This window comes from Saccharopolyspora sp. NFXS83 (genome assembly GCF_026241095.1).
Lineage (GTDB): Bacteria > Actinomycetota > Actinomycetes > Mycobacteriales > Pseudonocardiaceae > Saccharopolyspora_C.
Genome location: NZ_JAPFGB010000001.1, coordinates 15,220 through 36,553, shown reverse-complemented (window position 1 = coordinate 36,553; position 21,334 = coordinate 15,220). Strand labels below are relative to the sequence as shown.

General features: G+C 69.9%; 20 protein-coding genes. 4 read left to right on the top strand and 16 right to left on the bottom strand.

Features of this window, described 5'->3' with window-relative positions:
* Window positions 1-264 precede the first annotated feature (264 nt).
* Window positions 265-1,857: an alanine/glycine:cation symporter family protein gene (locus tag OOZ19_RS00180; protein ID WP_266086857.1), complete on the top strand. Its 1,593-nt coding sequence runs from the start codon at window positions 265-267 to the stop codon at window positions 1,855-1,857.
* A 71-nt stretch (window positions 1,858-1,928) separates the two neighbouring features.
* Here OOZ19_RS00180 and OOZ19_RS00175 read toward each other — a convergent pair whose 3' ends face one another.
* The 6 genes from OOZ19_RS00175 to OOZ19_RS00150 form a co-directional block, all read right to left on the bottom strand.
* Window positions 1,929-2,780 carry a YceI family protein gene (locus OOZ19_RS00175; RefSeq protein WP_266086855.1) on the bottom strand — a complete coding sequence of 284 codons (852 nt, stop codon included), beginning with the start codon at window positions 2,778-2,780 and terminating at the stop codon, window positions 1,929-1,931.
* 2 nt (window positions 2,781-2,782) lie between these two features.
* Window positions 2,783-5,413 carry an MFS transporter gene (locus OOZ19_RS00170; RefSeq protein ID WP_507028798.1) on the bottom strand — a complete coding sequence of 877 codons (2,631 nt, stop codon included), beginning with the start codon at window positions 5,411-5,413 and terminating at the stop codon, window positions 2,783-2,785.
* Window positions 5,410-5,964 carry a MarR family winged helix-turn-helix transcriptional regulator gene (locus OOZ19_RS00165; RefSeq protein ID WP_266086853.1) on the bottom strand — a complete coding sequence of 185 codons (555 nt, stop codon included), beginning with the start codon at window positions 5,962-5,964 and terminating at the stop codon, window positions 5,410-5,412. The genes OOZ19_RS00170 and OOZ19_RS00165 overlap by 4 nt, the downstream gene beginning before the upstream one ends.
* A 95-nt stretch (window positions 5,965-6,059) precedes the next feature.
* Window positions 6,060-6,569 carry a zinc-binding dehydrogenase gene (locus OOZ19_RS00160; RefSeq protein WP_266086851.1) on the bottom strand — a complete coding sequence of 170 codons (510 nt, stop codon included), beginning with the start codon at window positions 6,567-6,569 and terminating at the stop codon, window positions 6,060-6,062.
* A gap of 176 nt (window positions 6,570-6,745) precedes the next feature.
* Window positions 6,746-7,240 (bottom strand): MarR family winged helix-turn-helix transcriptional regulator, encoded by a 495-nt coding sequence (locus OOZ19_RS00155; RefSeq protein WP_266086849.1) that lies wholly within the window; start codon window positions 7,238-7,240, stop codon window positions 6,746-6,748.
* A gap of 122 nt (window positions 7,241-7,362) precedes the next feature.
* Window positions 7,363-8,067 (bottom strand): pyridoxamine 5'-phosphate oxidase family protein, encoded by a 705-nt coding sequence (locus OOZ19_RS00150; protein WP_416309370.1) that lies wholly within the window; start codon window positions 8,065-8,067, stop codon window positions 7,363-7,365.
* Between the two features lie 230 nt (window positions 8,068-8,297).
* Between OOZ19_RS00150 and OOZ19_RS00145 the strand changes: the two genes are divergently transcribed.
* Window positions 8,298-9,467, top strand: a complete 1,170-nt coding sequence (locus OOZ19_RS00145; RefSeq protein WP_416309369.1) for a globin domain-containing protein — start codon at window positions 8,298-8,300, stop codon at window positions 9,465-9,467.
* A 29-nt stretch (window positions 9,468-9,496) separates the two neighbouring features.
* On the opposite strand, the gene OOZ19_RS00140 is transcribed toward OOZ19_RS00145, so the two are convergent.
* From OOZ19_RS00140 to OOZ19_RS00100, 9 genes are all read right to left on the bottom strand, one after another.
* Complete coding sequence (locus tag OOZ19_RS00140) at window positions 9,497-9,961, bottom strand: heat shock protein transcriptional repressor HspR (RefSeq protein WP_266086847.1); 465 nt, start codon at window positions 9,959-9,961, stop codon at window positions 9,497-9,499.
* Window positions 9,962-9,963: 2 nt separating this feature from the next.
* Complete coding sequence (dnaJ, locus tag OOZ19_RS00135; RefSeq protein ID WP_266086845.1) at window positions 9,964-11,175, bottom strand: molecular chaperone DnaJ; 1,212 nt, start codon at window positions 11,173-11,175, stop codon at window positions 9,964-9,966.
* Window positions 11,176-11,506: 331 nt separating this feature from the next.
* Entirely contained in the window at window positions 11,507-12,229 is a 723-nt protein-coding gene (gene grpE, locus OOZ19_RS00130) for a nucleotide exchange factor GrpE (RefSeq protein WP_266086843.1), read from the bottom strand.
* Window positions 12,226-14,121: a molecular chaperone DnaK gene (dnaK, locus tag OOZ19_RS00125; RefSeq protein ID WP_266086841.1), complete on the bottom strand. Its 1,896-nt coding sequence runs from the start codon at window positions 14,119-14,121 to the stop codon at window positions 12,226-12,228. The genes grpE and dnaK overlap by 4 nt, the downstream gene beginning before the upstream one ends.
* A 245-nt stretch (window positions 14,122-14,366) precedes the next feature.
* A complete protein-coding gene (locus OOZ19_RS00120) occupies window positions 14,367-15,137 on the bottom strand; it encodes a DUF4097 family beta strand repeat-containing protein (RefSeq protein ID WP_266086839.1) in 771 nt (256 codons plus the stop codon).
* A gap of 82 nt (window positions 15,138-15,219) precedes the next feature.
* On the bottom strand, window positions 15,220-15,825 hold the full coding sequence (locus OOZ19_RS00115; RefSeq protein WP_266086837.1) for a TetR/AcrR family transcriptional regulator: 606 nt from the start codon (window positions 15,823-15,825) through the stop codon (window positions 15,220-15,222).
* Window positions 15,822-16,145: a DMT family transporter gene (locus tag OOZ19_RS00110; RefSeq protein WP_323055067.1), complete on the bottom strand. Its 324-nt coding sequence runs from the start codon at window positions 16,143-16,145 to the stop codon at window positions 15,822-15,824. Before OOZ19_RS00110 ends, OOZ19_RS00115 begins: the two co-directional genes overlap by 4 nt.
* A gap of 80 nt (window positions 16,146-16,225) precedes the next feature.
* On the bottom strand, window positions 16,226-16,714 hold the full coding sequence (locus tag OOZ19_RS00105) for a DUF1707 SHOCT-like domain-containing protein (RefSeq protein WP_266086835.1): 489 nt from the start codon (window positions 16,712-16,714) through the stop codon (window positions 16,226-16,228).
* Window positions 16,715-16,822: 108 nt separating this feature from the next.
* Window positions 16,823-17,500, bottom strand: coding sequence for a GAP family protein (locus tag OOZ19_RS00100; protein ID WP_266086833.1), 678 nt, complete (start codon window positions 17,498-17,500; stop codon window positions 16,823-16,825).
* Window positions 17,501-17,697: 197 nt separating this feature from the next.
* Between OOZ19_RS00100 and OOZ19_RS00095 the strand changes: the two genes are divergently transcribed.
* A complete protein-coding gene (locus tag OOZ19_RS00095) occupies window positions 17,698-20,031 on the top strand; it encodes a (Fe-S)-binding protein (RefSeq protein ID WP_266086831.1) in 2,334 nt (777 codons plus the stop codon).
* A 114-nt stretch (window positions 20,032-20,145) separates the two neighbouring features.
* Here OOZ19_RS00095 and OOZ19_RS00090 read toward each other — a convergent pair whose 3' ends face one another.
* Window positions 20,146-20,385 (bottom strand): hypothetical protein, encoded by a 240-nt coding sequence (locus OOZ19_RS00090; RefSeq protein WP_266086829.1) that lies wholly within the window; start codon window positions 20,383-20,385, stop codon window positions 20,146-20,148.
* A 641-nt stretch (window positions 20,386-21,026) separates the two neighbouring features.
* Between OOZ19_RS00090 and OOZ19_RS00085 the strand changes: the two genes are divergently transcribed.
* A complete protein-coding gene (locus tag OOZ19_RS00085) occupies window positions 21,027-21,284 on the top strand; it encodes a hypothetical protein (RefSeq protein WP_266086827.1) in 258 nt (85 codons plus the stop codon).
* Window positions 21,285-21,334 lie beyond the last annotated feature (50 nt).

Genomic DNA, 21,334 nt, shown 5'->3' with positions numbered 1-21,334 from the left:
CACCATGCTCGCGCCGAACCTCCATCGTGCACACCCGCAGAAGCCCCGGCTCGGTGAGCGCAGGTTCTCCGGCAGGAAAGTTGAGCCTGTTGCGCTCAAGCTTACATCCTCGTAGCGCCGGGAGAGAAGCTTCGGCCGCACGGCTTGATGCGATCGCCCGTTCAGTCGAACTCTGATCACGCTCAGTCTCAAATCAGGTGTCAATTGGCGGGTGAATCCCCTAAAAGGATTGAGTCTTGAAAGTCTGATTGCTCAACTTTCGCCATGCCACCCGCATTCGGCTCGTCGCACACGAGCCCACCCGCGCACACCGACGTACTCGCCGCTGAAAGCGGCCCCCTCTCCAGTGTCGAAGACACGATCAACACCGTCTTCGAACCGATCTCCGACGGGTTCTCGAACCTCGTGTTCGGCGAGCTCACGCTGTTCGGCGTCACGTTCCCGTGGATCGTGGCCTGGCTCGCGATCGCCGCGGCCGTGTTCACCGTCGCCTTCGGCTTCATCCAGTTCCGCTCGCTCGGGCTGTCGCTCGCGCTGCTCCGCGGCAAGTACTCGCGCGACGACGACCCCGGCGAGATCACGCACTTCCAAGCCCTGTCCTCGGCAGTCTCGGCCACCGTCGGGCTGGGCAACATCGCGGGCGTGGGCGTCGCGGTCACCGTCGGCGGTGCGGGTGCCACCTTCTGGATGATCATCTGCGGCATGCTCGGCATGTGCACGAAGTTCGTGGAGTGCACCCTCGGCGTGAAGTACCGGGAGATCCACGAGGACGGCACGGTCACCGGCGGTCCGATGCAATACCTGCGCAAGGGCATCGCCGAGCGGTTCCCCGGCGCGTTCGGTGTCGGGCTGGGCAAATCCCTCGCGGTGATCGCCGCGATCATGATCCTGTTCTTCGGCATCGCCGGCGGCAACATGTTCCAGGCGAACCAGACCTTCGCGCAGCTCCGCAACGTCACCGGCGGCGACGAGGGCTGGCTCGCCAGCGACGGCGCGGCCCTCGTGTTCGGCGTCGTGCTCGCGACGCTGATCGGCGTGGTCATCATCGGCGGCATCAAGTCCATCGGCGCGGTCACCAGCAAGCTCGTGCCCGCGATGGCGATCATCTACGTGGGCGCCTGCCTGACCGTGATCGCGGTCAACATCACTGTGGTCCCGGCCGCGTTCGGCGAGATCATCAGCGGTGCCTTCACCCCCGCCGCCGGGTTCGGCGGCGCGATCGGCGTGCTCATCATCGGTTTCCAGCGGGCCGCGTTCTCCAACGAGGCCGGAGTGGGCTCGTCGTCGATCGCGCACTCCGCGGTCAAGACCCGCCACCCCGTCACCGAGGGCTTCGTCGCGCTGCTGGAACCGTTCGTCGACACCGTGATCGTCTGCACCATGACGGCGCTGACCATCGTCATCGCGAAGACGGAGTTCTGGACCAGCGCGCAGCAGGACGTCATCAACGGCGGCGAGCCCCCGGACGGGGTCATCGTGACCTCCGACGCGTTCGCCACGGTGCTGCCGTGGTTCCCGTACGTGCTGACGCTGGCCGTGGCTCTGTTCGCGATCTCCACGATCATCACCTGGGGCTACTACGGTCAGCGCGCCTGGCTGTTCCTGTTCGGCAAGAGCAAGGCGAAGGAGATCACCTACAACGTGATCTTCTGCATCAGCACCGTGATCGGCTCGGTGCTGACGCTGACCAGCGTGCTGAACTTCGCCGACGCGGTGCTGTTCGCGCTGGCCCTGTTCAACATCATCGGCCTGTACCTGCTGCTGCCGGTGGTGAAGCGGGAGCTCAAGAGCTTCCGCGAGAAGCTGCGCACCGGCGAGATCGCCCCGGTGGACGAGGAGCTGGAGAAGGTGAGCTGACGCCTTCCCGATCGAACGGGCAGGGGCCGTCCACCGGTGGTGGACGGCCCCTCTCGTGGCGGGGTGGTGCGTCAGTTCCGCTGGACGGCCTGGATGTCGATGTCGACCCGCAGCGTCGTGCCGATCGCGGCGATGCCGGTGCGCAACGCCTGGTTGAACGTCATCGCGAAGTCCTCCCGCCGCAGCTCGGTGGTCGCCGAGGCGGAGGCGCGGGAACCGCCCCACGGGTCCGGGCCGACGCCCGCGTAGTGCGTGTCCAGCACCACCGGCTTGGTCACCCCGCACAGCGTGAGGTCCCCGGTCAGCTCCCAGCGCTCACCGCCCGCGGGCCGCAGCCCGGTGCCGGTGAAGGTGATCTCCGGGTAGCGCTCGACGTCGAGGAAGTCCGCGTGGCGCAGGTGCGCGTCGCGCTGCGCGTTGGCGGTGTCGACGCTGGCCGCGTCGATCCGCACCGACACGCCCGTCGTCTCGATCGGGTCGCCGATCGACACGTCGCCGCTGAACTCGGTGAACCGCCCGTGGATGCTGGTGATGCCGAGGTGCCGGGCGCTGACCCGGATCGACGAGTGCACCGGGTCGATCTCCCAGCGCCCCGGCTCGGGCAGTTCGGTGCCACCGGCCCGGCGCAGTTCGAGCACGCCGAGCGCGGAGTCCTGCCCGACGCGCACCAACGCGGTGCGGGCGACGGGTTCGTAGCCGAGCGTGGAGACGATCGCGGTGTAGGAGCCGGGCGCGATCCCGGTGGCGACGGCCACGCCGTCCTCACCGCTCTGCGCCCGCGCCGCCTGCGCGCCGCCGCCGTCGATGAGCGTCAACGCTGCTCCCGGCACCGGCCAGCCGTCCCCGGTGCGCACCGTCGCCGTCACCGCGCCGGTTCCGCCGCCGTCGTCCACGTCGCTCCTCCCGTCCTGGACCGCGGTCATGCTCAGTACCCCAACTCGACGTCGTGCGTGGTGCGCTGCCCGTCGAGCCGCAGCGGCGTCGCGACCGGCGGGTAGCCGGTGGCGATGACCGTGTAGTCGCCGTCGGGCAGGTCGGTGAACGCGTAGGTGCCGTCGGCGTCGGTGGTGACCGCCGTGACCACCTCGCCGCTCGCGTCGAGCAGCGTGACCCGCGCGTCCGGCACCGGGTGGCCGAGGTTCGCCGAGCGCACGACACCGGTCAGCGCCGCACCGGTCTGCAGCGCCACGTCGAGCGCGGCGCATTCGCCGTCGGCGACGACCACGGGGGTGGCGACGGGGCGGAACCCCTCGGCGGTCGCGGTCAGCGCGTAGGAACCGCCGACGAGGTCGGTGAACGCGTAGCGCCCGTCCTCACCGGTGGCGTTCGAGCCCACCACCTCGCCGCGCAGGTCGGTGAGCACCACGGTGGCACCGTCGATCTCGCGGTCCCCGCAGCGCACGACGCCCGCGACGCCGCCGGAGCCGAACATCCGCACGTCGTGGCGCACCGGCCGGTCGCCGACCACCACCATCGAGGCGGTCGGCTGGTAGGTGCCCGCCGCGGCGATGAGCACGTAGGTGCCGCCGCGCACGAGGTCGAGCCGGTAGCCGCCGTCGTGGTCGGTGCGGGCTCGTTCGACCTGCCTGCCGAGCGAGTCGGTCAGCGTCAGCACCACCCCCGCGACGGGGTTGCCCGAGGAGTCCTGCGCCGAGCCGTGCACGAACAGTCCGCTGCCCTCGGCGCCACCGTCGGCGAGGTCGCCGGCCAAGTGGCGTCCCGCGGAGCCGTGGCCGTTCGACGCGGGCGTCGTTGACCAGGAACGGGAGTGGTTGCCCACAGAGTTGTCCACAGGCTCGCCGAAGTGCGGGGCCGCCGCGTGCGGCACCCCCGCAAGCTGCGCGGAACCACTCTGGCGCGTGAGGGGCGTGGTCTCCTGCCCGACCGAGTTGTCCACAGGAAGCGGTTGGTTGTCCACAGTTTCGGCCAGCACCTCGTCCTGGGATTCGATGGTCCTGCGCAGCGGGACCTCCTTGATGAACACCACGGCCAGCAACGTGATCACCGAGACGCAGGCGGAGACGAAGAAGATGTCCCCGATGGCGTCGCCGTAGGCGGCGCGCACGACCTCCTGCATCGGGCCGGGCAGCGCACCGACGTCCAGCGAGCCGCTGCCGCCGCCCGCCCCGGCGGGCACGCCCATCCTGGCGAGGCCCTCGTTGACGTAGTCGGTGACCCGCGCTGCCAGCACCGCGCCGAGCACGGACACGCCCGCCGAGCCGCCCAACGTGCGGAAGAACGTGACGACCGAGGTCACCGAACCGACGTTCTTGCCGGTGGTGACGTTCTGCACGGTCAGCACCAGGTTCTGCATCAGCGAGCCGACGCCGATGCCCATCATCGCCAGGTACACGCCGACGAGCACGAGGTTCGTGGTGTGGTCCATGGTCGCGAGCAGGCCCATGCCCGCCACCAGCACGATGGAGCCGAAGATCAGGAACGGCTTCACCTTGCCGCTGCCGCGGGAGATGATCTGGCCGGAGATGGTGGAGGACAGGAACAGCCCCAGCACCATCGGCAGGGTCATCAGCCCGGCGTGGGTGGGGCTGAAGCTGCGGGCGATCTGGAAGTACTGCCCGAGGAACACCGAACCGCCGAACATGGCGGTGCCGACCGCGATGGTGCCGATGGTCGCCAGCGTCACCGTGGGGTTGCGGAACATGCTCAGCGGCACGATCGGCTCGGGGAACTTCGACTCGATGATCACCGCGATGATCAGTGCGAGCACCCCGCCGCCGACGTAGGCCGCGGTCTCAGGCGAGGCCCAGGGGAACTGCTTGCCCGCGAGCGAGACCCACACCAGCAGCAGGCTCACCCCGCCGACCAGGAACAGCGCGCCGAACCAGTCGATGCGCACCGGCCGCTTGATCACCGGCAGCTTCAGCGTGCGGCCGAGCACGATGAACGCGATCACCGCGATCGGCACGGTCACCCAGAAGCACCAGCGCCAGCCGAGCCACGAGGTGTCCACGATGAGCCCGCCGACCAGCGGACCGCTGACCGTGGCCACCGCGAAGGTCGCGCCGATGTAGCCGCTGTAGCGACCGCGTTCCCGCGGCGCGACCATGGCGGCGATCACGACCTGGATCAGCGCCTGCAACCCGCCCATGCCGATGCCCTGCACGGCGCGGAACGCGATGAGCTGCGGCATCGTCTGCGCGAAGCCGCCCAGCACCGAGCCGAGGGTGAACACGGTGATCGCGATCTGGTACAGCATCTTCTTGCTGAACAGGTCGGAGAGCTTGCCCCAGATCGGGGTGGAGGCCGTGGAGGTCAGCAGCATCGCCGTGACCACCCAGGTGTACTGGCTCTGGCTGCCGCCGAGGTCGGCGAGGATGCGCGGCAGCGCGTTGGACACGATGGTCGAGCTCAGGATGGCGACCAGCAGCGCCAGCATGAGCCCGGACATCGCCTCCAGGATCTGGCGATGCGTCATCGGCGAGTCGGACGCGACCTGGTGGCGACCGCCGTCCTGTCCTGCGTCGGATCGGCCGGTCGAGCGGCCGATCGATGCTGAGCTCGCCGGCGCGGCTTCGCCGATCGTCGAGCGGGTCATCGAATTCCTTTCTGCGACGACGCAGCGGGGCGTCGGTCATCGGCGGGCACCGGCCGGGCGACGGCCGGGTGCGAGGTCTCGGCGTGCGTCGCCTGGTGCTCGGGCAGCACCGCGCGACGGATGTCGGCGGCGGCGACGTCGAGCAGTTCGGCCAGGTCGCGCACTTTCGTCTCATCCCAGTCGCGCAGCGCTTCGCTGAGCCACTCGGCGCGGTGTTGTTCGATGCGGGCCAGCGCCTGCTCGCCTTCCTCGGTGGCGCGCAGCAGGGAGACCCGGCGGTCTTGGGGGTCGGCGCGGCGGCTGATCAGCCCGGCTTGTTCGAGCTGGGAGACCTGCCTGCTGACCACGGAGGCGTCCACGACGCGATGCGCCGCGAGGTCGGAGGCTCGTGACTCCCCGCAGTGCACGAGCTCGCCGAGCAGCCCGGTCGCCGCGTACGGCAGATCGGTCCGGGCGTGTTGGTTGAGGGTCTGCACCGCGACCTGCTTGAGGCCCATCAGCGCGCGGAGGGGCCGCAGCAGTTCGCTGCACGTTTCCGGTGTCGGTCCCACAGCCACTCCTTTAGTTGCTGCACGCAACTATAATTATGTTAGTTGCAGAAGGCAACTTACTGGGGAGTGGCCTACCCCACGACCTCCGGATGGCGCTACGGCACGAGGGCCACCCGCGGCACGCGGGTGCGCTCGGCGAACGCCACCGCCGAGGCCACCTCGCCGAGCGGGAAGGAGCGCGGGACCAGCGCCGCGAAATCAGCGCTCCTCCTGGCGCGCGCGAGGAAGTCCACCGCCTCCACCAGGTCGCCCACGCCGTATTTGTGCGAGCCGCTGACGGTGAGCAGCCGCCGCACCACCGACTCCGGGCTCAACCCGACCGGCTCCGCAGGTGACACCGACCCGACCAGCGCCAAGTGACCGCCGACGGCCAGCAGCTCCCACGACGAGCGGATCGCGGCGTTGCTGCCGGAGAGCTCCAGCACGGCCACCGCGCCCTCCTCGCCGCTGAGCCGCCGGACCGCCGCGGCCACGCCCTCCGGGCCGGTCGCCTCGGTGGCGCCGAACTCACCGGTCGCGCGGCGGCGCCCCGCATCCGGGTCGCACGCCACGATCGACCGCACGCCGAGGTCCCGCAGGTAGGCGACGGCGGTCAGCCCGAACATCCCGGCAGCCCTGCACCGCGACCACGCCCGACGGGTCCGGGTCGGCGCGGCGCACCGCGCCGACCACCGTCGCGGTGGCGCAGGTCGCCGGGGGTGATCACCGCGTCCGGGCCCGCCCGGTGCGGCGGTCTCGACTCGTCGCGCACGAACGGCAGCCTAGAGAGCGGCGTGCGCCCTCAGAACATCCGGTTGAGCTGGGCCAGCAGGCGGGAGAGGTCCTGGAGGTCCGTGGTGGACCAGTGCGCGAACTCGCCGTGCATGTGCTTGCGCCGCTGCTTGCGGACCTGGGCCAGCCGCGAGCGCCCGGAGGCGGACAGCTGGATGCGCCGCGCCCGGCCGTCGTCCGGGTCCGCCACCCGTTCCAGCAGGTCCAGCTCGACGAGCGTCGCGATCTGCCTGCTCACCGTCGACTTGTCCAGCCCGGTGCGGTCGGCGACGTCCATGCCGCGCAGCGAGCCCGCGTCGTCGACCATCAGCAGCAGGCTGTAGGAGGCCGGGTCGAGATCGGGGTGCACCTGGGAGGCCACGGTCATCGAGAAGTTGCGGGCGCGGCGGAACATCATCACCAGCTCGCGTTCGACCGCTTCGGCCGCGCCTCGCCGTTCCCGGTGCTCCGCCCTGCCGGAGCTCGTGGCCGGACCGTCCGCCGGCGCCTCGATCCGCTCGATCACGGCACTCTCCGCCCGCCGTCGGTGCATTGGCGCGATGCTTCCACGCCCCACCAGTGTCCCTTCCGTCCAGTATCCCGTTCCCCAGGGGTGGGCCTCCCGGCACGCCGCGCTCGCGGCGCGGATCACTCGGAGACGAAGTAGTGACCGGCTTTGCGCTGGGGGTCGTCCGTGCCCCAGCTGCGCTTGCGCAGCACGGGGACCATCCGCGGGATGTGCTTGCGGCAGTGGATGTAGGCCTCTTCGACCTCGACGACCACCCAGCGCTCGGGGGTCCGGCCGCGGTCGAACTCCACGGGCAGGTCGGGGTGCAGCTCGCGCAGCTCGGCGTCTTCGACGATCCGCGCGCCGCCGTTGACGTGCAGGCCGATCAGGTCCTCGGTGAAGTCGACCATGAGCATGCCGATGTGCGGGTTCTCGCTGATGTTGCCGAGACTCGCCAGCACGCCGTTGCCGCGGTACTCGGGGTAGGCGAGGTGGCGGTCGTCGAGGACCTCGATGAAGCCGGGCGGTCCGGCGCGGAGGCTGGAGTCGCACTCGCCGTGGCCGTCGGAGGTGGCAACGAAGGCCAGTTCCATCCGAGCGATGAACTCGCGCATCCGGTCGTTGAGGTGGTCGAGGACCTGGTCGTCGTAGAAGCGCCGTGCCCGCTTCTCGGTTCCGTAGGCGGTTTGCAGCAGGTGCTCGCCCGCGGATCCGGGCAGGTCGGCCGCGTCCCGCCGATCGGCGTCCGGGCCGGGGCGGTTCGGCTCGCGCCGGAACGCTTCGTCCGCGCGGACTCCGGCGGAGTTCGCGGCGGCCGGGTAGGCGGTGTGAGTTTCGGGGCGCACGCGCACACAGTGTCATGCACACCGTGAGATCCACACCATCAGATGCAGGTTTCCCCGCTACATATCCGGGACGATCGACTAGGAGTAGTCGAAACGCCCGCAAACGTGGCATCAATAGTGTGAGAGCACGACGAGGCGTTATGGTCCTGCACGTCGGGGGACATCAAATGCCAGCAGCAGTGTGCACCTGACCGGATGCCACCCGACTTCGTGGAGACCACGACCGAACCATGTCAGCGAACGCCGTACTGAGCCCAGGGCCCCGCCCGAACCGGCCGACGCCGGAACGCGCGAGCCAGATGGTCCACCTGATCCGGGAGAGCTGGGCGGGTGTCGAGGCGCGCTCCGACGAGGTGGCCCGGTTCTTCTACGCGATGCTGTTCAGCATCGCGCCCCACACCCGCGAGCTGTTCGCCGCCAACATGGAATCCCAGCGCGACCGGCTGATGCGGGCGCTGGTGCACATCATCCAGATGATCGACCGGCCCGACGACCTGCTGCCCTTCCTGCACCAGCTCGGCCGGGACCACCGCAAGTTCGGCGTGGTCTCGACGCACTACGAGGCGGTGGGCACCGCACTGCTCGCGGCCATCAAGAAGCACTCCGGCCCCCACTGGACCCAGCAGGTGGAACGCGCCTGGGCCGAGGCGTACACCGTGCTGGCCACCGCGATGATCAGCGCGGCCAACGAGGACAACGGGCCCGCCTGGTACGACGGCGAGGTCATCGGCCACACCCGGCTGACCCGCGATCTCGCGGTGATCCGGGTGCAGACCGACTACCCGGTGCCCTACCACCCGGGGCAGTACGTCAGCGTCGAAGTGCCCCAGCGCCCGCGGCTGTGGCGCTACCTGACCCCCGCGAACCAGCCCGGCGACGACGGCGTCCTGGAGTTCCACGTCCGCACCGTGGAGGGCGGCTGGGTCAGCCGCGCGCTGGTCGGGCACGCCCAGCGCGGCGACCGGTGGCGCATCGGCTCACCGATGGGGCAGCTGCACGTGGACCGCGAGAACGAGCGGGACGTGCTGATGATCGCCGGGGGCACCGGGCTCGCCCCGATGCGGTCGATCGTCGAGGACTTGGCGCAGTACGGCGAGAATCCGCAGGTCCGGTTGTACTACGGGGGCCGCACCCGCGAAGACCTCTACGACCTGGCGAACCTGCAGCGGGTGGCGATGACCAACCCGTGGTTCACGGTGACCCCCGTGCTGGAGGACGACCAGGCCGCCACCGGCGCCGAGCAGGGCACGCTGGCCGAAGCGGTGGCCCGCCACGACTGGTCCCGGCACGAGGTCCTCATCAGCGGTTCGCCCGCGATGGTCCGGGCCACGGTCTCGAAACTGCTGATCACCGGAGTTCCGCTGGACCAGATCCACTACGACCCGTTCGCGCTGGACTGAGCAGCGCCCCCGCTGCGGGGCGCTGCTCGTCAACGGCGGCGGGAGTCCGGCTTCCAGACAACCAGGGCCGTTTCCTGGTGCAACGGCACCAGGTCTCGGCGGTACGAGGCGTGGACTTGGGCCGCGGTCTGCTCGACCGACGCGTAGGCGGCGGTGAGTTCGTCCATCAGGCCCTGCACCTTGTCGCGCAGCGCGTCGACCTCGTTCTCCAGCTCGATGATGCGCTTGATCCCGGCGAGGTTGACGCCTTCCTCCTGGGAGAGCCGTTGCACTTCGCGCAGCAGCGCGATGTCCCGCGCCGAGTAGCGCCGCCCGCCGGCCGGGGTGCGGCCCGGTGACACCAGGCCGAGCCGGTCGTAGCTGCGCAGCGTCTGCGCGTGCAACCCGGAAAGCTCCGCGGCCACTGAGATCACGAATACCGGTGAGTCCTCATTGGCCCCTGGTGGGAAACCGATCGTCACGTTCAGCCGAGCGCTGCGTGGACCGTCACCCATGCCTACCTCCCGAGCAGCTCGTCCCACTCCGCACGCGGATCGTGCTCCGCCGTGGCCTCCGCGTAGGACCGCAGCGCCTCAGCCGCCGAATCGTCCAAAGTGGACGGGACGACGACCTGCAGGGTGACCAGCAGGTCACCGCTGCCACCGGATTTCCGGCCCACGCCCTTGCCACGCACCCGCAGCGTCCGCCCGCTGGCGGTACCGGGCTGCACCTTCAGCGAGACCTTCCCGTCGAGGGTCGGCACGGTCAAAGTAGTGCCCAGCGCCAACTCGGGGAAAGTCACCGGAACGGTCACCGTGAGATCATCACCGGATCGTCCGAACACCCGGTGCGCGTTGACGTGCACGACCACGAACAGGTCGCCGCCCGCCGCGCCGTTGCGCCCCGGTTCGCCCTGACCGGCCAGCCGGATGCGCTGGCCGTCGTTGACGCCGGCCGGGATGCGCACGGTCAACGTGCGGGAACGAGTGGCGACGCCCTCGCCCCGGCAGTCCGGGCACGGGTCGTCGATGATCTGGCCCTTGCCTCGGCAGTCCGGGCAGGGCTCGCTGAACGCGAACGCCCCCTGGTTGCGGGTCACCAGACCCGCGCCGGAGCAGGTGCTGCAGGTGCGCGGCCGGGTACCGGCCTTCGCGCCCGAGCCGTGGCAGGTCAGGCAGGTGGCCGGGCTGGACAGCCGCAGCGGCACCGTCGCGCCGCGCACCGCCTCGGCGAAGTCGATGCGGACCTCGGTCTCGACGTCCGCGCCGCGCTGCGGCCTGCTCGCGGTGGACGCGCCACCGCGGCGGCCCGCGCCGCCACCGCCGAACAACCCGCCGAACAGGTCGCCGAGCCCGCCGGCGCCCGCTCCGGAGCCACCGGGCCGAGGCCCGCCGCCGCCGAACAGGTCGCCCAGGTCGAATCCGCCCGCGCCACCGGCGCCCGCTCCGGAGCCGAAGCCCCCGAACCCGCCTTGGTTACCGCCGAAGCCGCTGCCGAACAGGCGGCGAGCCTCGTCGTACTGCTTGCGCTTCTCCGGGTCGGACAGCACCCCGTACGCCTCGGAGACGGCTTTGAACTTCGACTCGGCCTTGCTGTTGCCGGGGTTGGCGTCGGGGTGGTTCTCCCGCGCCAGCTTCCGGTAGGCCTTCTTGATCTCGTCGGTCGTCGCGTCGGACGAAACGCCCAGCTCGCCGTAGAAGTCCTTGTCGAGCCATTCCCTGGCACTCACCGGGCGCCCCTCCTCTCACTTCGCTGCCGCGCCGCACCGGCGGCCGGTGCGGGTGTCGCTCCGCCTCGCAACGTGGTCTTCGATCTTTGTCCTGCCAGCGGCGAAACCGCTGAGCAGCGACCACCCGAGCGAGCCGACCACCGGCGGGTCACCCGGAAATCGGAACCGCAGCGAGCGAGCCGCTGCGGTTCCGCTACCCGCGCACCTGCGCGGACCATTCCGAAAGGACTCCTCGCGGACCCGACCCCGCCCGGCCACGGCCGGGCGAGGCCACGCGGAACGCGACCTCCCGTGCTGGTGAAGTCGCGTTCCGCCGAGCGGGGTCGTGGTCTCACTGTGCCGTGTCCTCGCCGGTCTCGGCACCGCTCTCCGGCGGTGCCGCGGCTTCCGGTTCGTGGTCGGTGACCGCGACCATCGCCGGCCGCAGCACCCGGTCGCCGAACCGGTAGCCGCGACGCATGACGGTCGTGACGGTCGGCCCCGCGACCTCCGGAGAGGTCGTGTGCTGGACCGCCTCGTGCACCGACGGGTCGAACTCGTCGCCTTCCCGGCCGAACGCCTCCAGGCCCGCGTTGGTCAGCGAACCCGTCAGCTTGTCGGCCACCGCCTTGAACGCGCCGGTGAGGTCGCCGTGCGACTCGGCCCGCTCCAGGTCGTCGAGCACGGTGAGCAGGTCACCGGCGACCGACGCCTTGGCGGCGCTGACCACCGACTCCCGATCGCGCTCGACGCGCCTGCGGTAGTTGGCGTACTCGGCCGTGACGCGCTTGAGGTCCTCGGTGAGTTCGTCGACCTGCTTGCGCAGGCCCGAGTCCGCACCGTCGGCGTCGGCTTCCTCCGGCGCGCCCTCGACGGACGTGCCTTCGGCGACCTTGGCCAGTTCCTCGTCCAGCGTGCCGGACATGCTCTCTGCCACCTGCCCCTGCTCGGTGGCGGCCCGGGGTTCACCGGTCTGCGGATCGATCCGCCTGCGGTCCCGGACCACCACCGGCTCCTGCTCGCCGTCCTGCGGCGACTGCTGCCGGTCGGAGTTGCCTGAGCTCTCGGAGGTCACTTCTTCTTCTTTTCGTCCTCGTCGTCCACGATCTCGGCGTCGACCACGTCGTCGGCTCCACCGCTGGTGGCACCGGCTCCGGCGGTCGCGCCCGCGTCACCGGCGGCACCCGCGGCACCCGCGGCACCGGCCGCGCCCGCGGCCTCCGCACCGGCGTCGGCGTAGAGGGCCTGGCCCAGCGCCTGGGACTCGGTGGCGAGCTTCTCCACCGCGGCCTTGATGGCGGCGACGTCCTCGCCCTTGAGCGATTCCTTGACCTCGTCGACGGCCGACTTGACCTTGGTCTTGGTCTCCTCGGGCAGCTGCTCGTCGTTGTCGGTCAGGACCTTCTCGGTCTGGTAGACGAGGGTCTCGGCCTGGTTGCGGGACTCGGCCTCTTCGCGGCGCTGCTTGTCCTCGTCGGCGTGGGCCTCCGCGTCGGAGACCATCCGGTCGATGTCCTCCTTCGGCAGCGCGGAGCCGCCGGTGATGGTCATCGACTGCTCCTTGCCGGTGCCGAGGTCCTTCGCGTTGACGTGCACGATGCCGTTGGCGTCGATGTCGAAGGACACCTCGATCTGCGGCACGCCGCGCGGCGACGGCGGCAGACCGGTCAGCTCGAACATGCCGAGCTTCTTGTTGTGCGCCGCGATCTCGCGCTCGCCCTGGAAGACCTGGATCTGCACGGACGGCTGGTTGTCGTCGGCCGTGGTGAAGGTCTCGGAGCGCTTCGTCGGGATCGTGGTGTTGCGCTCGATCAGCTTGGTCATGATGCCGCCCTTGGTCTCGATGCCCAGGGACAGCGGGGTGACGTCCAGCAGCAGGACGTCCTTGACCTCACCGCGCAGCACACCGGCCTGCAGGGCGGCGCCGACGGCGACGACCTCGTCCGGGTTCACGCCCTTGTTCGGCTCGCGGCCGTCGGTGAGCTCCTTGACCAGGTCCGTGACGGCGGGCATCCGGGTGGAACCACCGACGAGCACGACGTGGTCGACGTCGGCGATCTTCACGCCCGCGTCGCGCACCACGGCCTCGAACGGCTTGCGGGTGCGCTCCAGCAGGTCGGAAGTGATCCGCTGGAACTCCGCACGGGTCAGCGTCTCGTCGAGGAACATCGGGTTCTTCTCGGAGTCCACCGTGATGTACGGCAGGTTGATGTTGGCCGTGGAGGAGCTGGAGAGCTCGATCTTGGCCTTCTCCGCGGCTTCCTTGATCCGCTGCAAGGCCATCTTGTCCTTGGTCAGATCGATGCCGTTGGAGGTCTTGAACTTCTCGACCAGCCAGTCGACGATGCGCTCGTCCCAGTCGTCCCCACCGAGGTGGTTGTCACCGCTGGTGGCGCGGACCTCGACGACGCCTTCGCCGATCTCCAGCAGGGACACGTCGAACGTGCCGCCACCGAGGTCGAAGACCAGGATCGTCTGTTCCTTCTCGCCCTTGTCCAGGCCGTAGGCCAGCGCGGCGGCCGTCGGCTCGTTGACGATGCGCAGCACGTTGAGCCCGGCGATCTGGCCGGCCTCCTTGGTGGCCTGCCGCTGGGCGTCCTCGAAGTAGGCCGGGACGGTGATCACGGCGTCGGTGACGTCGTCGCCCAGGTAGGCCTCGGCGTCGCGCTTGAGCTTCATCAGCACTCGCGCGCTGATCTCCTGCGGCGTGTACGCCTTCTCGTCGATGGACGTCTTCCAGTCAGTGCCCATGTGGCGCTTGACCGACCGGATGGTGCGGTCGACGTTCGTCACCGCCTGGTTCTTCGCCGGCTGCCCGGTGAGGATCTCGCCGTTCTTCGCGAAGGCGACGATGGACGGCGTCGTCCGCGAGCCCTCGGAGTTGGCGATGACCGTCGATTCACCGCCTTCGAGGACGGAAACGACGGAGTTGGTCGTCCCCAGGTCGATACCGACCGCTCGCGACATGGATGGTTCCTCCTGCTCCTTGCTCATGCGCCCAGGACCCGATAGTCCGTTGAGCCTTGCCGACTCAAGTTTTACCGGCACCCATCGGCAGCCGTCAAACCGGGTTGAGCGCGGGTCGCTCAATGTTTCTGCCTGGACAACGGCTGAGCTGCGCGGGAAGTTCCCGACGAGGCGGGAGAAATCGATCGGCCGCGCGCAGCACGGCCATCCGGCACCTCAACGGATCCGGACGAACCCGGCAGGAGTCAGTGGTCGACCTCGATGGAGCCGGTGCCGGTGCTCAGCTCCAGCAGCCGCGGCGAGTTCGGATCGGTGTCCACGTCGACGTCCTGCGACCCGGTGCGGGTGTCGGCGTCGACCCGGTATGCCTCGTCCGGCACTCCGAGTTCGATGCCGCCGGTGCCGGTGGCCGCCCGGACCACACGGGGCCCGGTCAGCTCCAGGTCGATCGACCCGGTGTCGGTGCCGACCACGACGGTGCCGCCGCCCAGGTCCTCGCCGTCGATTCCGCCGCTGCCGGTCGTCACGTCCACGTCGCCGTCGACGTCGCGCAGGTCGATCCCGCCGGAGGAGCCGTGGACCCGCACCGGCCCGCTCACGCCGGAGACGCCCACCGAACCCGCGGCGGTCTCGACGTCCACCGACTTCATCCCGGCGACCTCGAGCGACCCCGAATCACCGGTACCCGTCACGGGCACCGGAACGGGCAGCGCGACCTCGTAGTCGACCGAGCAGCCGGAACCGCAGCCGGGAAGCACGAGCGCGCCGCCCTCGACCCGGTGGCGGGGGGCGTCGTCGCCCAGCAGGTCGTGCGCTCGTTGGCGCACCTCCGCCCGAGCGCCGGGTTCGTACCGGGTGCGCACCTCACCGGCCGACTCGGCGAGCCGGACCTCGGTGATGCCGGGCAGCGCGGTGACGACCTCCCGGCCGCCCTGCTCACCCCAGCCCCAGCTCACGACCGCACCCGCCACCAGCAGGCAGGCCGCACCGGCCACCGCGAGATCCGTCCGCACCATGCTCGCTCCCGCCTCGTCGCACTGCGCATCCGCACGGCGACGACCGCGACCACCGTCCGGGATCGAGATGCCCCGAACCTGGTCAGCTCGTGACCTCGCCGGCCTCCCGCAGGTACGACAAGGGTTGCAGCAGGAAGTGCAGCGCGGGCTCGAAATCCGCCGCGACCGGAGGCTCGTCGGCGATGAGGGCCTGCATCAGCAGGCCGTCGATCGCGGCGAACAACGCCTTGACCACGCCCGCGTCGCCGCCGCGCCCCTCGTTGATCTCGCCCGCCGCGACCTCGATCCACCGGCGCGCGGCCGGGCGCAGCGCGGGCCTGCGGGCGGCGAGCAGGTACAGCTCGTACTCCGCGATGGTGCGCGCCCGCCGCTCGTTGATCATGATCGCCAGGTTCTCGGCGATGGCGCGCGCCCACGCGCGCCCGTCCTCCGGAGTGTCCGCGCGCATCCGCGCGACGTCCGCGACGAGCAGCTCCACGCTCTCCAGCAGCGTCGCCACCAGCAGCTCGTCGATTCCGGCGAAGTAGTAGGCGATCGACGCGGGCGGCACCCCGGCCTCCCTGGCGATCGCGCGGTGGCTGACCCCGGCCACCCCGTCGCGTTCCACGACGCGAGCGGTGGCGTCGAGGATGGCACGGCGGCGGCGCTCGCCCTTCGCGAGGCGCCCGTCGGTGGATTCGGTGGTCAATGCGCACCGCCGAGTTCGAGCGTCACGACGCCGCCGATGATCAGCGCGAGGCCGCCGAGCTGCACGGCGGTGATGCTCTCGCCGAGGAACGCCGCGCCGATGAGCGCGATGAGCGCGACCCCCGCGCCGGACCAGATGGCGTACACGACGCCGACCGGCAGGCCCATCTTGAGCACCAACCCGAGCGCGGCGAACGCGGCGCCGTAGCCGAGCACGACCAGCACCGACGGCAGTGGCTTGCTGAACCCTTCGGAGAGCTTCAGCGACACGGTGCCCACCACTTCGGAGCAGATGGCCAACACCAGCATCAGGTACGCCACCTGAACCTCCCAGAGAAACCTGAACGTGTGCCCTAGTTGTTCCAGGATACGTCAGTTCCGCGCGCCACCGGCAGGCCCGTTCAGCGGCCGAGCCCTCCCCGGCCCGGACCTTCCACGCCGCCGGGGCCCTCTTCTTCGTCGGCGTCATCGGACTCGTCGGAATCGCCGAACAAGGCCTGCGCGACGAGCACCACGCCCCAGATCCCCATCGGGAAGATCGGGAAGAAGGTGATCATCTCCCCGCTCGCCAGCGAGATCACCAACCAGATCCCGACCAGCAGGAACGAGACCTGAGCCCATTCCCGCCACTGCTTCTCCATCCCGCGCCAGCGGGAGCGCGCGGCGGGAGCCCGCTCGGACCCGGCCGCCGGAGCGGGCGCGGTGGCCGGCAGGTCGGCGGTCAGCGGCACCAGATCGGCCCGGGTGACGGCCCCGTAGGCGTCCCGGACCCGCTCGTCGTACTCGACGAGCCCGAGCCGCCCTTCGTCGAACGCCACCCGCAGCAGCTCGGCCACCCGCTCGCGGTCGGCGTCGGAAGCGCGCACCGCCGGGCGCTCGGCGTCATCCATCTCGTCCCCCTGAGCTCGACGAGGTCGCGACCGGCCTGCCTGCGACTCCCCGAGAGGACTCCGAGAATACGCGGAGATCCCGCCCCCGGAGGGCTCGTCGATCGACCGTCAAGCGAGCCCGAACACGCCGAGGTAGTACGCCACCCCGCGGCTCGCGAGCAGGAAACCGACGATCCCGAGCAGCCAGAGCCAGGTGTCGTCCTTCTTCTCCGCCCGCTCGTCCAGCCACCGCCGCATCCGCGGGCGCAGCGCCCCCTCGAACCTCCCGAACCCGGCCATGAGCAGCAGCGGCGGCAGCACGAAGATCGCGACGTAGCTCGCCAGCAGCGGCAGCGCGATCAGCGCGTCCGAGGTGTAGCCGCGCAGGATGCCCAGCGCCCCGAGGTAGGGCAGCGCGGTGCCGAACTCCGCGACCGTGATGGTCACGCCGACCCCGAAGACCACGCCCAGCGGCAAGTGCTCCGGGAGCTTCGGCAACCGGAGTCCGCGACCTGCCGATTCCGGCGCGAACAGCGCGTAGAGCAGCATCGCCGAACCGCCCAGCGCGGCCAGCGCGTACCCGGCCCGTTCGGCGACCGCGGAGTCGGCGATGCGCAGGAAACCGTCCAGCCCGAAGTAGATCAACATCCCGAGCAGGAGGTAAGTGGTGAAAATCGCACCGGCGTAAGTCAGCACCCGAGTCCGGAATGGACCGCCTCGCATCAGCAGGAACAAGGTGACCGCCAACGCGGACGGGTTGAGCGCGTCCAGCAGGGACAACCCGTAGAACCCCAGCAACGACGACATGCCCGCCCCCAGTCTCAAAACCAGAAACCTGGGCGATCGTACAACATAAAGTGGGGCGAATGGCCAACTAGTTTTTCCGCTAGCCGTTGCGCAGAATCACCCCCTGTTCCCACCACGGCGTAGCCCCGCTGGTTACCGGCTAGTAATAAGGCGTACGCTCCTCAAACGGACAACCCCCGAACATGGAGGCCGCGAGCATGGGTGCTCTGCAGCTGGTCCTGGGCCTGATCTGCCTGGCCGTCACGGCCGTCGCGGTGGTCATGGTCACCAAGACCGTGCGGCGGATGATCTCGTCCATCCGTCTCGGACAACCGGACCCGACCAGGCGTGGCCCATTCGGGGCGAGGTTCGGGAACATGCTCAAGGAGGTCTTGGGCCACACCAAGATGCTCAAGTGGGGCCACGTCGGCGTGGCCCACTGGTTCGTCATGGTCGGCTTCGGCGGCCTGAGCTTGAGCGTGCTGGAGGCCTACTTCGAGGTCTTCGTCCCCACCTTCGAAACCCCGGTCCTGAGCTGGTTCGGACCGTGGAACCTGATCGTCGAACTGCTCGGCATCACCACGGTGCTCGGCGGCTTCTGGCTGATCGCCGTGCGCCAGCTCAACCACCCGCGCCGCGCGGGCCGCGTCTCGCGGTTCCAGGGCTCCAACTTCGGCCAGGCGTACTTCGTCGAGGCCGTCGTGGTCCTCGAAGGCTTCGGCATCATGGGCCTGCGCGCGTTCAAGCAGGCGTCCGACCTGTTCGAGGCGCCGCTGTGGTCTTCGCCGCTGACCTACGCGCTCGGCAGCATCCTGCCTTCGAGCACCGCCGCGATCTCGATCTTCGCCGGGTTCAAGATCCTGTCCGCGATGATCTGGGTCATCGTCATCGCCTCGAACATCACGATGGGCGTGGCGTGGCACCGGTTCACCGCGTTCTTCAACATCTACTTCAAGCGCGAGGTCGGCGACGGCCGCGCCCTGGGCGCGCTGCAGCCGATGATGTCCGGTGGCAAGGAACTCGACTTCGAAGAAGCCGACCCCGACGAGGACGTGTTCGGCGTCGGCAAGGTCGAGGACTTCAAGTGGAAGGGCTGGCTGGACTTCACGACGTGCACCGAGTGCGGTCGCTGCCAGTCCCAGTGCCCCGCGTGGAACACCGCGAAGCCGCTGTCGCCGAAGCTGCTGGTCACCTCACTGCGCGACCACGCCTACGCCAAGGCCCCGTACCTGCTCGCCGGCGGCAGCAAGGACATGGCGGGCGACGAGGTCGGCATCACCGGTGACGGCGCCGAGGAGAAGCTGGCGGGCATCAACGCCCTCGCGCTGGCCGAGGCCGAGCGCCCGCTGATCGGCGGCCCCGAGGAGATGGGCGTCATCGACCCCGAGGTCCTCTGGGGCTGCACCAACTGCGGTGCCTGCGTCGAGCAGTGCCCGGTGGACATCGAGCACGTCGACCACATCGTCGACATGCGCCGCTACCAGGTGCTGATCGAGTCGAACTTCCCCACCGAGCTCGGCGGGATGTTCAAGAACCTGGAGAACAAGGGCAACCCGTGGGGCCAGAACGCCAAGGACCGGCTGGCCTGGACCGAGGAACTGGACTTCGAGGTCCCGGTCTTCGACGGTGAGCTCGCCGAGGACACCGAGTACGTGTTCTGGGTCGGCTGCGCCGGTGCCTTCGAGGACCGCGCGAAGAAGACCACCCGCGCCGTGTCCGAGCTGCTGCACATGGCCGGCGTGAAGTACACGGTGCTCGGCGGCGAGGAGACCTGCACCGGCGACCCGGCGCGCCGCGCGGGCAACGAGTTCCTGTTCCAGATGCTCGCCCAGCAGAACGTCGAGACGCTGAACTCGGTGTTCGAGGGCCGCGAGCCGGGCAAGCGCAAGATCGTCGCGACCTGCGCGCACTGCTTCAACAGCCTCGCCAACGAGTACTCGCAGCTCGGCGGGAACTTCGAGGTCGTGCACCACACGCAGCTGCTGAACAAGCTGGTCCGCGAGAAGCGCCTCACCCCGGTCGCCCCGGTCGCCGAGGACGTGACCTACCACGACCCCTGCTTCCTGGGTCGGCACAACAAGGTCTACACGCCCCCGCGCGACCTGGTCGGCGCCTCCGGTGCGAACTTCCGCGAGATGCCGCGCCACGGCGACCGCTCCATGTGCTGCGGCGCCGGCGGCGCCCGCATGTGGATGGAGGAGCGCACCGGCAAGCGCATCAACGTGGAGCGCGTCGACGAGGCGCTGGGCACCGCGCCCCAGAAGATCGCGACGGGCTGCCCGTTCTGCCGCGTGATGCTCAACGACGGCCTCACCGCCCGCCAGAACGAAGGGGCGGCGTCGGAGGACGTCGAGGTCGTCGACGTCGCGCAGCTGCTGCTGTCGTCGGTGAAGCGCGGCGGCGACGGCGCCTCCGCCCCGGTCGCCGAGCCCGAAGCCGACGGCGAGGCCGAGACCGGCGGCGAAGCCGAGGCCAACGGCAAGGCCGACGCCGCGACCGACGCCGAACCGACCGGCACCCCGCTCCCGGACCAGGACAAGTCCGAGAGCTGACGCACCACGCGAAGAAGGGCAGGCCCGTGACGGGCCTGCCCCTTCTTCTTGTTCAACCGCCGAGACCCGGTGAGGTGGCGGGTCTCGGCGGTCGGTCCCGTGCGGTGACCGAGGTCAGCCGGCGATCTTCCCGGCGACGAAGTCGCCCACCGGCATGCCCTTGTGCCAACCGGCCTTGCTGTTGCCGTTGCCCACGCCGTTGCCGTTGACGCCGCTCTGGTGCACGCCGACGTTGGTGCCGTCCTGGTTGTTCGTGACGTATCCGTCGGCGAGCGCCGCGGGGGCGGCGAGGGCGCTCAGGCCGAGCATGATCCCGGCGGTGGCTGCGGTCTTCGCGAACTTCGAGAGCTGCATGAGTACCTCTCCGTCGTTCCAGTCGGTTCGGCGTCGCGCTGTGTCGATCGCCGGGATCAGTCCTACGGGGTGAAGGTCGACTCAGCGCGCTCCAGCGGCCACTGCCACCCGACCCGGTGGCCCAAATCGCGAGAACGGGGGCACTTCCGAACCGATGAGCACGAGCCGTAACCGAGCCCCGACCACAGGGGCGAGTGCTTGATCGCTGGGGAACATCTCGGCAACGTGAAGTCACGAGTGCCGTGGAAGTGGAAGGGGTGATGACCACGGCCGCAGCGTTGGGCCACGAACCGACCGGGCTCGACCCGCTGGTCGACCGCTACGGCGTGTGGCCCCCTGAGCTTGCCGACCGGTGCTTGCCGATTCCCGGGGTCCCCGAGGCGAAGTACGAGCGCCCGGCCGGAGGGCTGATCTTGAACCCGGAGAGTTCGCGGCCCGGGAGGGGTCTCCAAGTCGACATAGCCACGTTCCTCCACTCCGTACGCCCGCCTGCTTGGAGGCGAGGTCGAGGACATCGGGGGCGCAACTCCCGGGCGATCTTCGATGCCGTCCCCGTGATCACCACGGGATCCCGGTAGCGGGGTTCCCGATTCCGACGCTCCCCATCTTCGCAGCGGAGCCGCGGGAGTCCGGTGTGGACAGTGAACGTCGAGCTGTTCGCCGATCGGGAGGAGCGCCCGCGTGGCACGCGCGAAGTCGTTCGCCTGGCCGAAATCGACCCCGGCACCGACGAACCCGACCCCGAGCAGATCCGCCCCTGGGGCGTGCGACTGCCTGCGGGCAGCGCGGTCGTCTACTGGCGCGGGGGCGGCAAGAACCGATTCGCCACCTTCGGCTCCGCGAGCCGAGCCGTCCAGCGCTTCGGCACCCTCTACGACCTCGTCCTCGTCTACCTCTGAGCGAGCGCCCGCGTCGCCCGCCGGGTGAACGGACCGTTCGTCCGATCCCG

Bases quoted from the DNA above. Each gene is read 5' to 3' on its own strand.
- OOZ19_RS00145 (WP_416309369.1), top strand. From the start codon at position 8,298: ATGTCAGCGAACGCCGTACTGAGCCCAGGGCCCCGCCCGAACCGGCCG.
- OOZ19_RS00100 (WP_266086833.1), bottom strand. From the start codon at position 17,500: ATGTCGTCGTTGCTGGGGTTCTACGGGTTGTCCCTGCTGGACGCGCTC.
- OOZ19_RS00175 (WP_266086855.1), bottom strand. From the start codon at position 2,780: ATGACCGCGGTCCAGGACGGGAGGAGCGACGTGGACGACGGCGGCGGA.
- dnaK (WP_266086841.1), bottom strand. From the start codon at position 14,121: ATGTCGCGAGCGGTCGGTATCGACCTGGGGACGACCAACTCCGTCGTT.
- OOZ19_RS00170 (WP_507028798.1), bottom strand. From the start codon at position 5,413: ATGACCCGCTCGACGATCGGCGAAGCCGCGCCGGCGAGCTCAGCATCG.
- OOZ19_RS00160 (WP_266086851.1), bottom strand. From the start codon at position 6,569: ATGTTCGGGCTGACCGCCGTCGCCTACCTGCGGGACCTCGGCGTGCGG.
- OOZ19_RS00140 (WP_266086847.1), bottom strand. From the start codon at position 9,961: ATGGGTGACGGTCCACGCAGCGCTCGGCTGAACGTGACGATCGGTTTC.
- OOZ19_RS00090 (WP_266086829.1), bottom strand. From the start codon at position 20,385: ATGCAGCTCTCGAAGTTCGCGAAGACCGCAGCCACCGCCGGGATCATG.
- OOZ19_RS00180 (WP_266086857.1), top strand. From the start codon at position 265: ATGCCACCCGCATTCGGCTCGTCGCACACGAGCCCACCCGCGCACACC.
- OOZ19_RS00105 (WP_266086835.1), bottom strand. From the start codon at position 16,714: ATGGATGACGCCGAGCGCCCGGCGGTGCGCGCTTCCGACGCCGACCGC.
- OOZ19_RS00095 (WP_266086831.1), top strand. From the start codon at position 17,698: ATGGGTGCTCTGCAGCTGGTCCTGGGCCTGATCTGCCTGGCCGTCACG.
- OOZ19_RS00120 (WP_266086839.1), bottom strand. From the start codon at position 15,137: ATGGTGCGGACGGATCTCGCGGTGGCCGGTGCGGCCTGCCTGCTGGTG.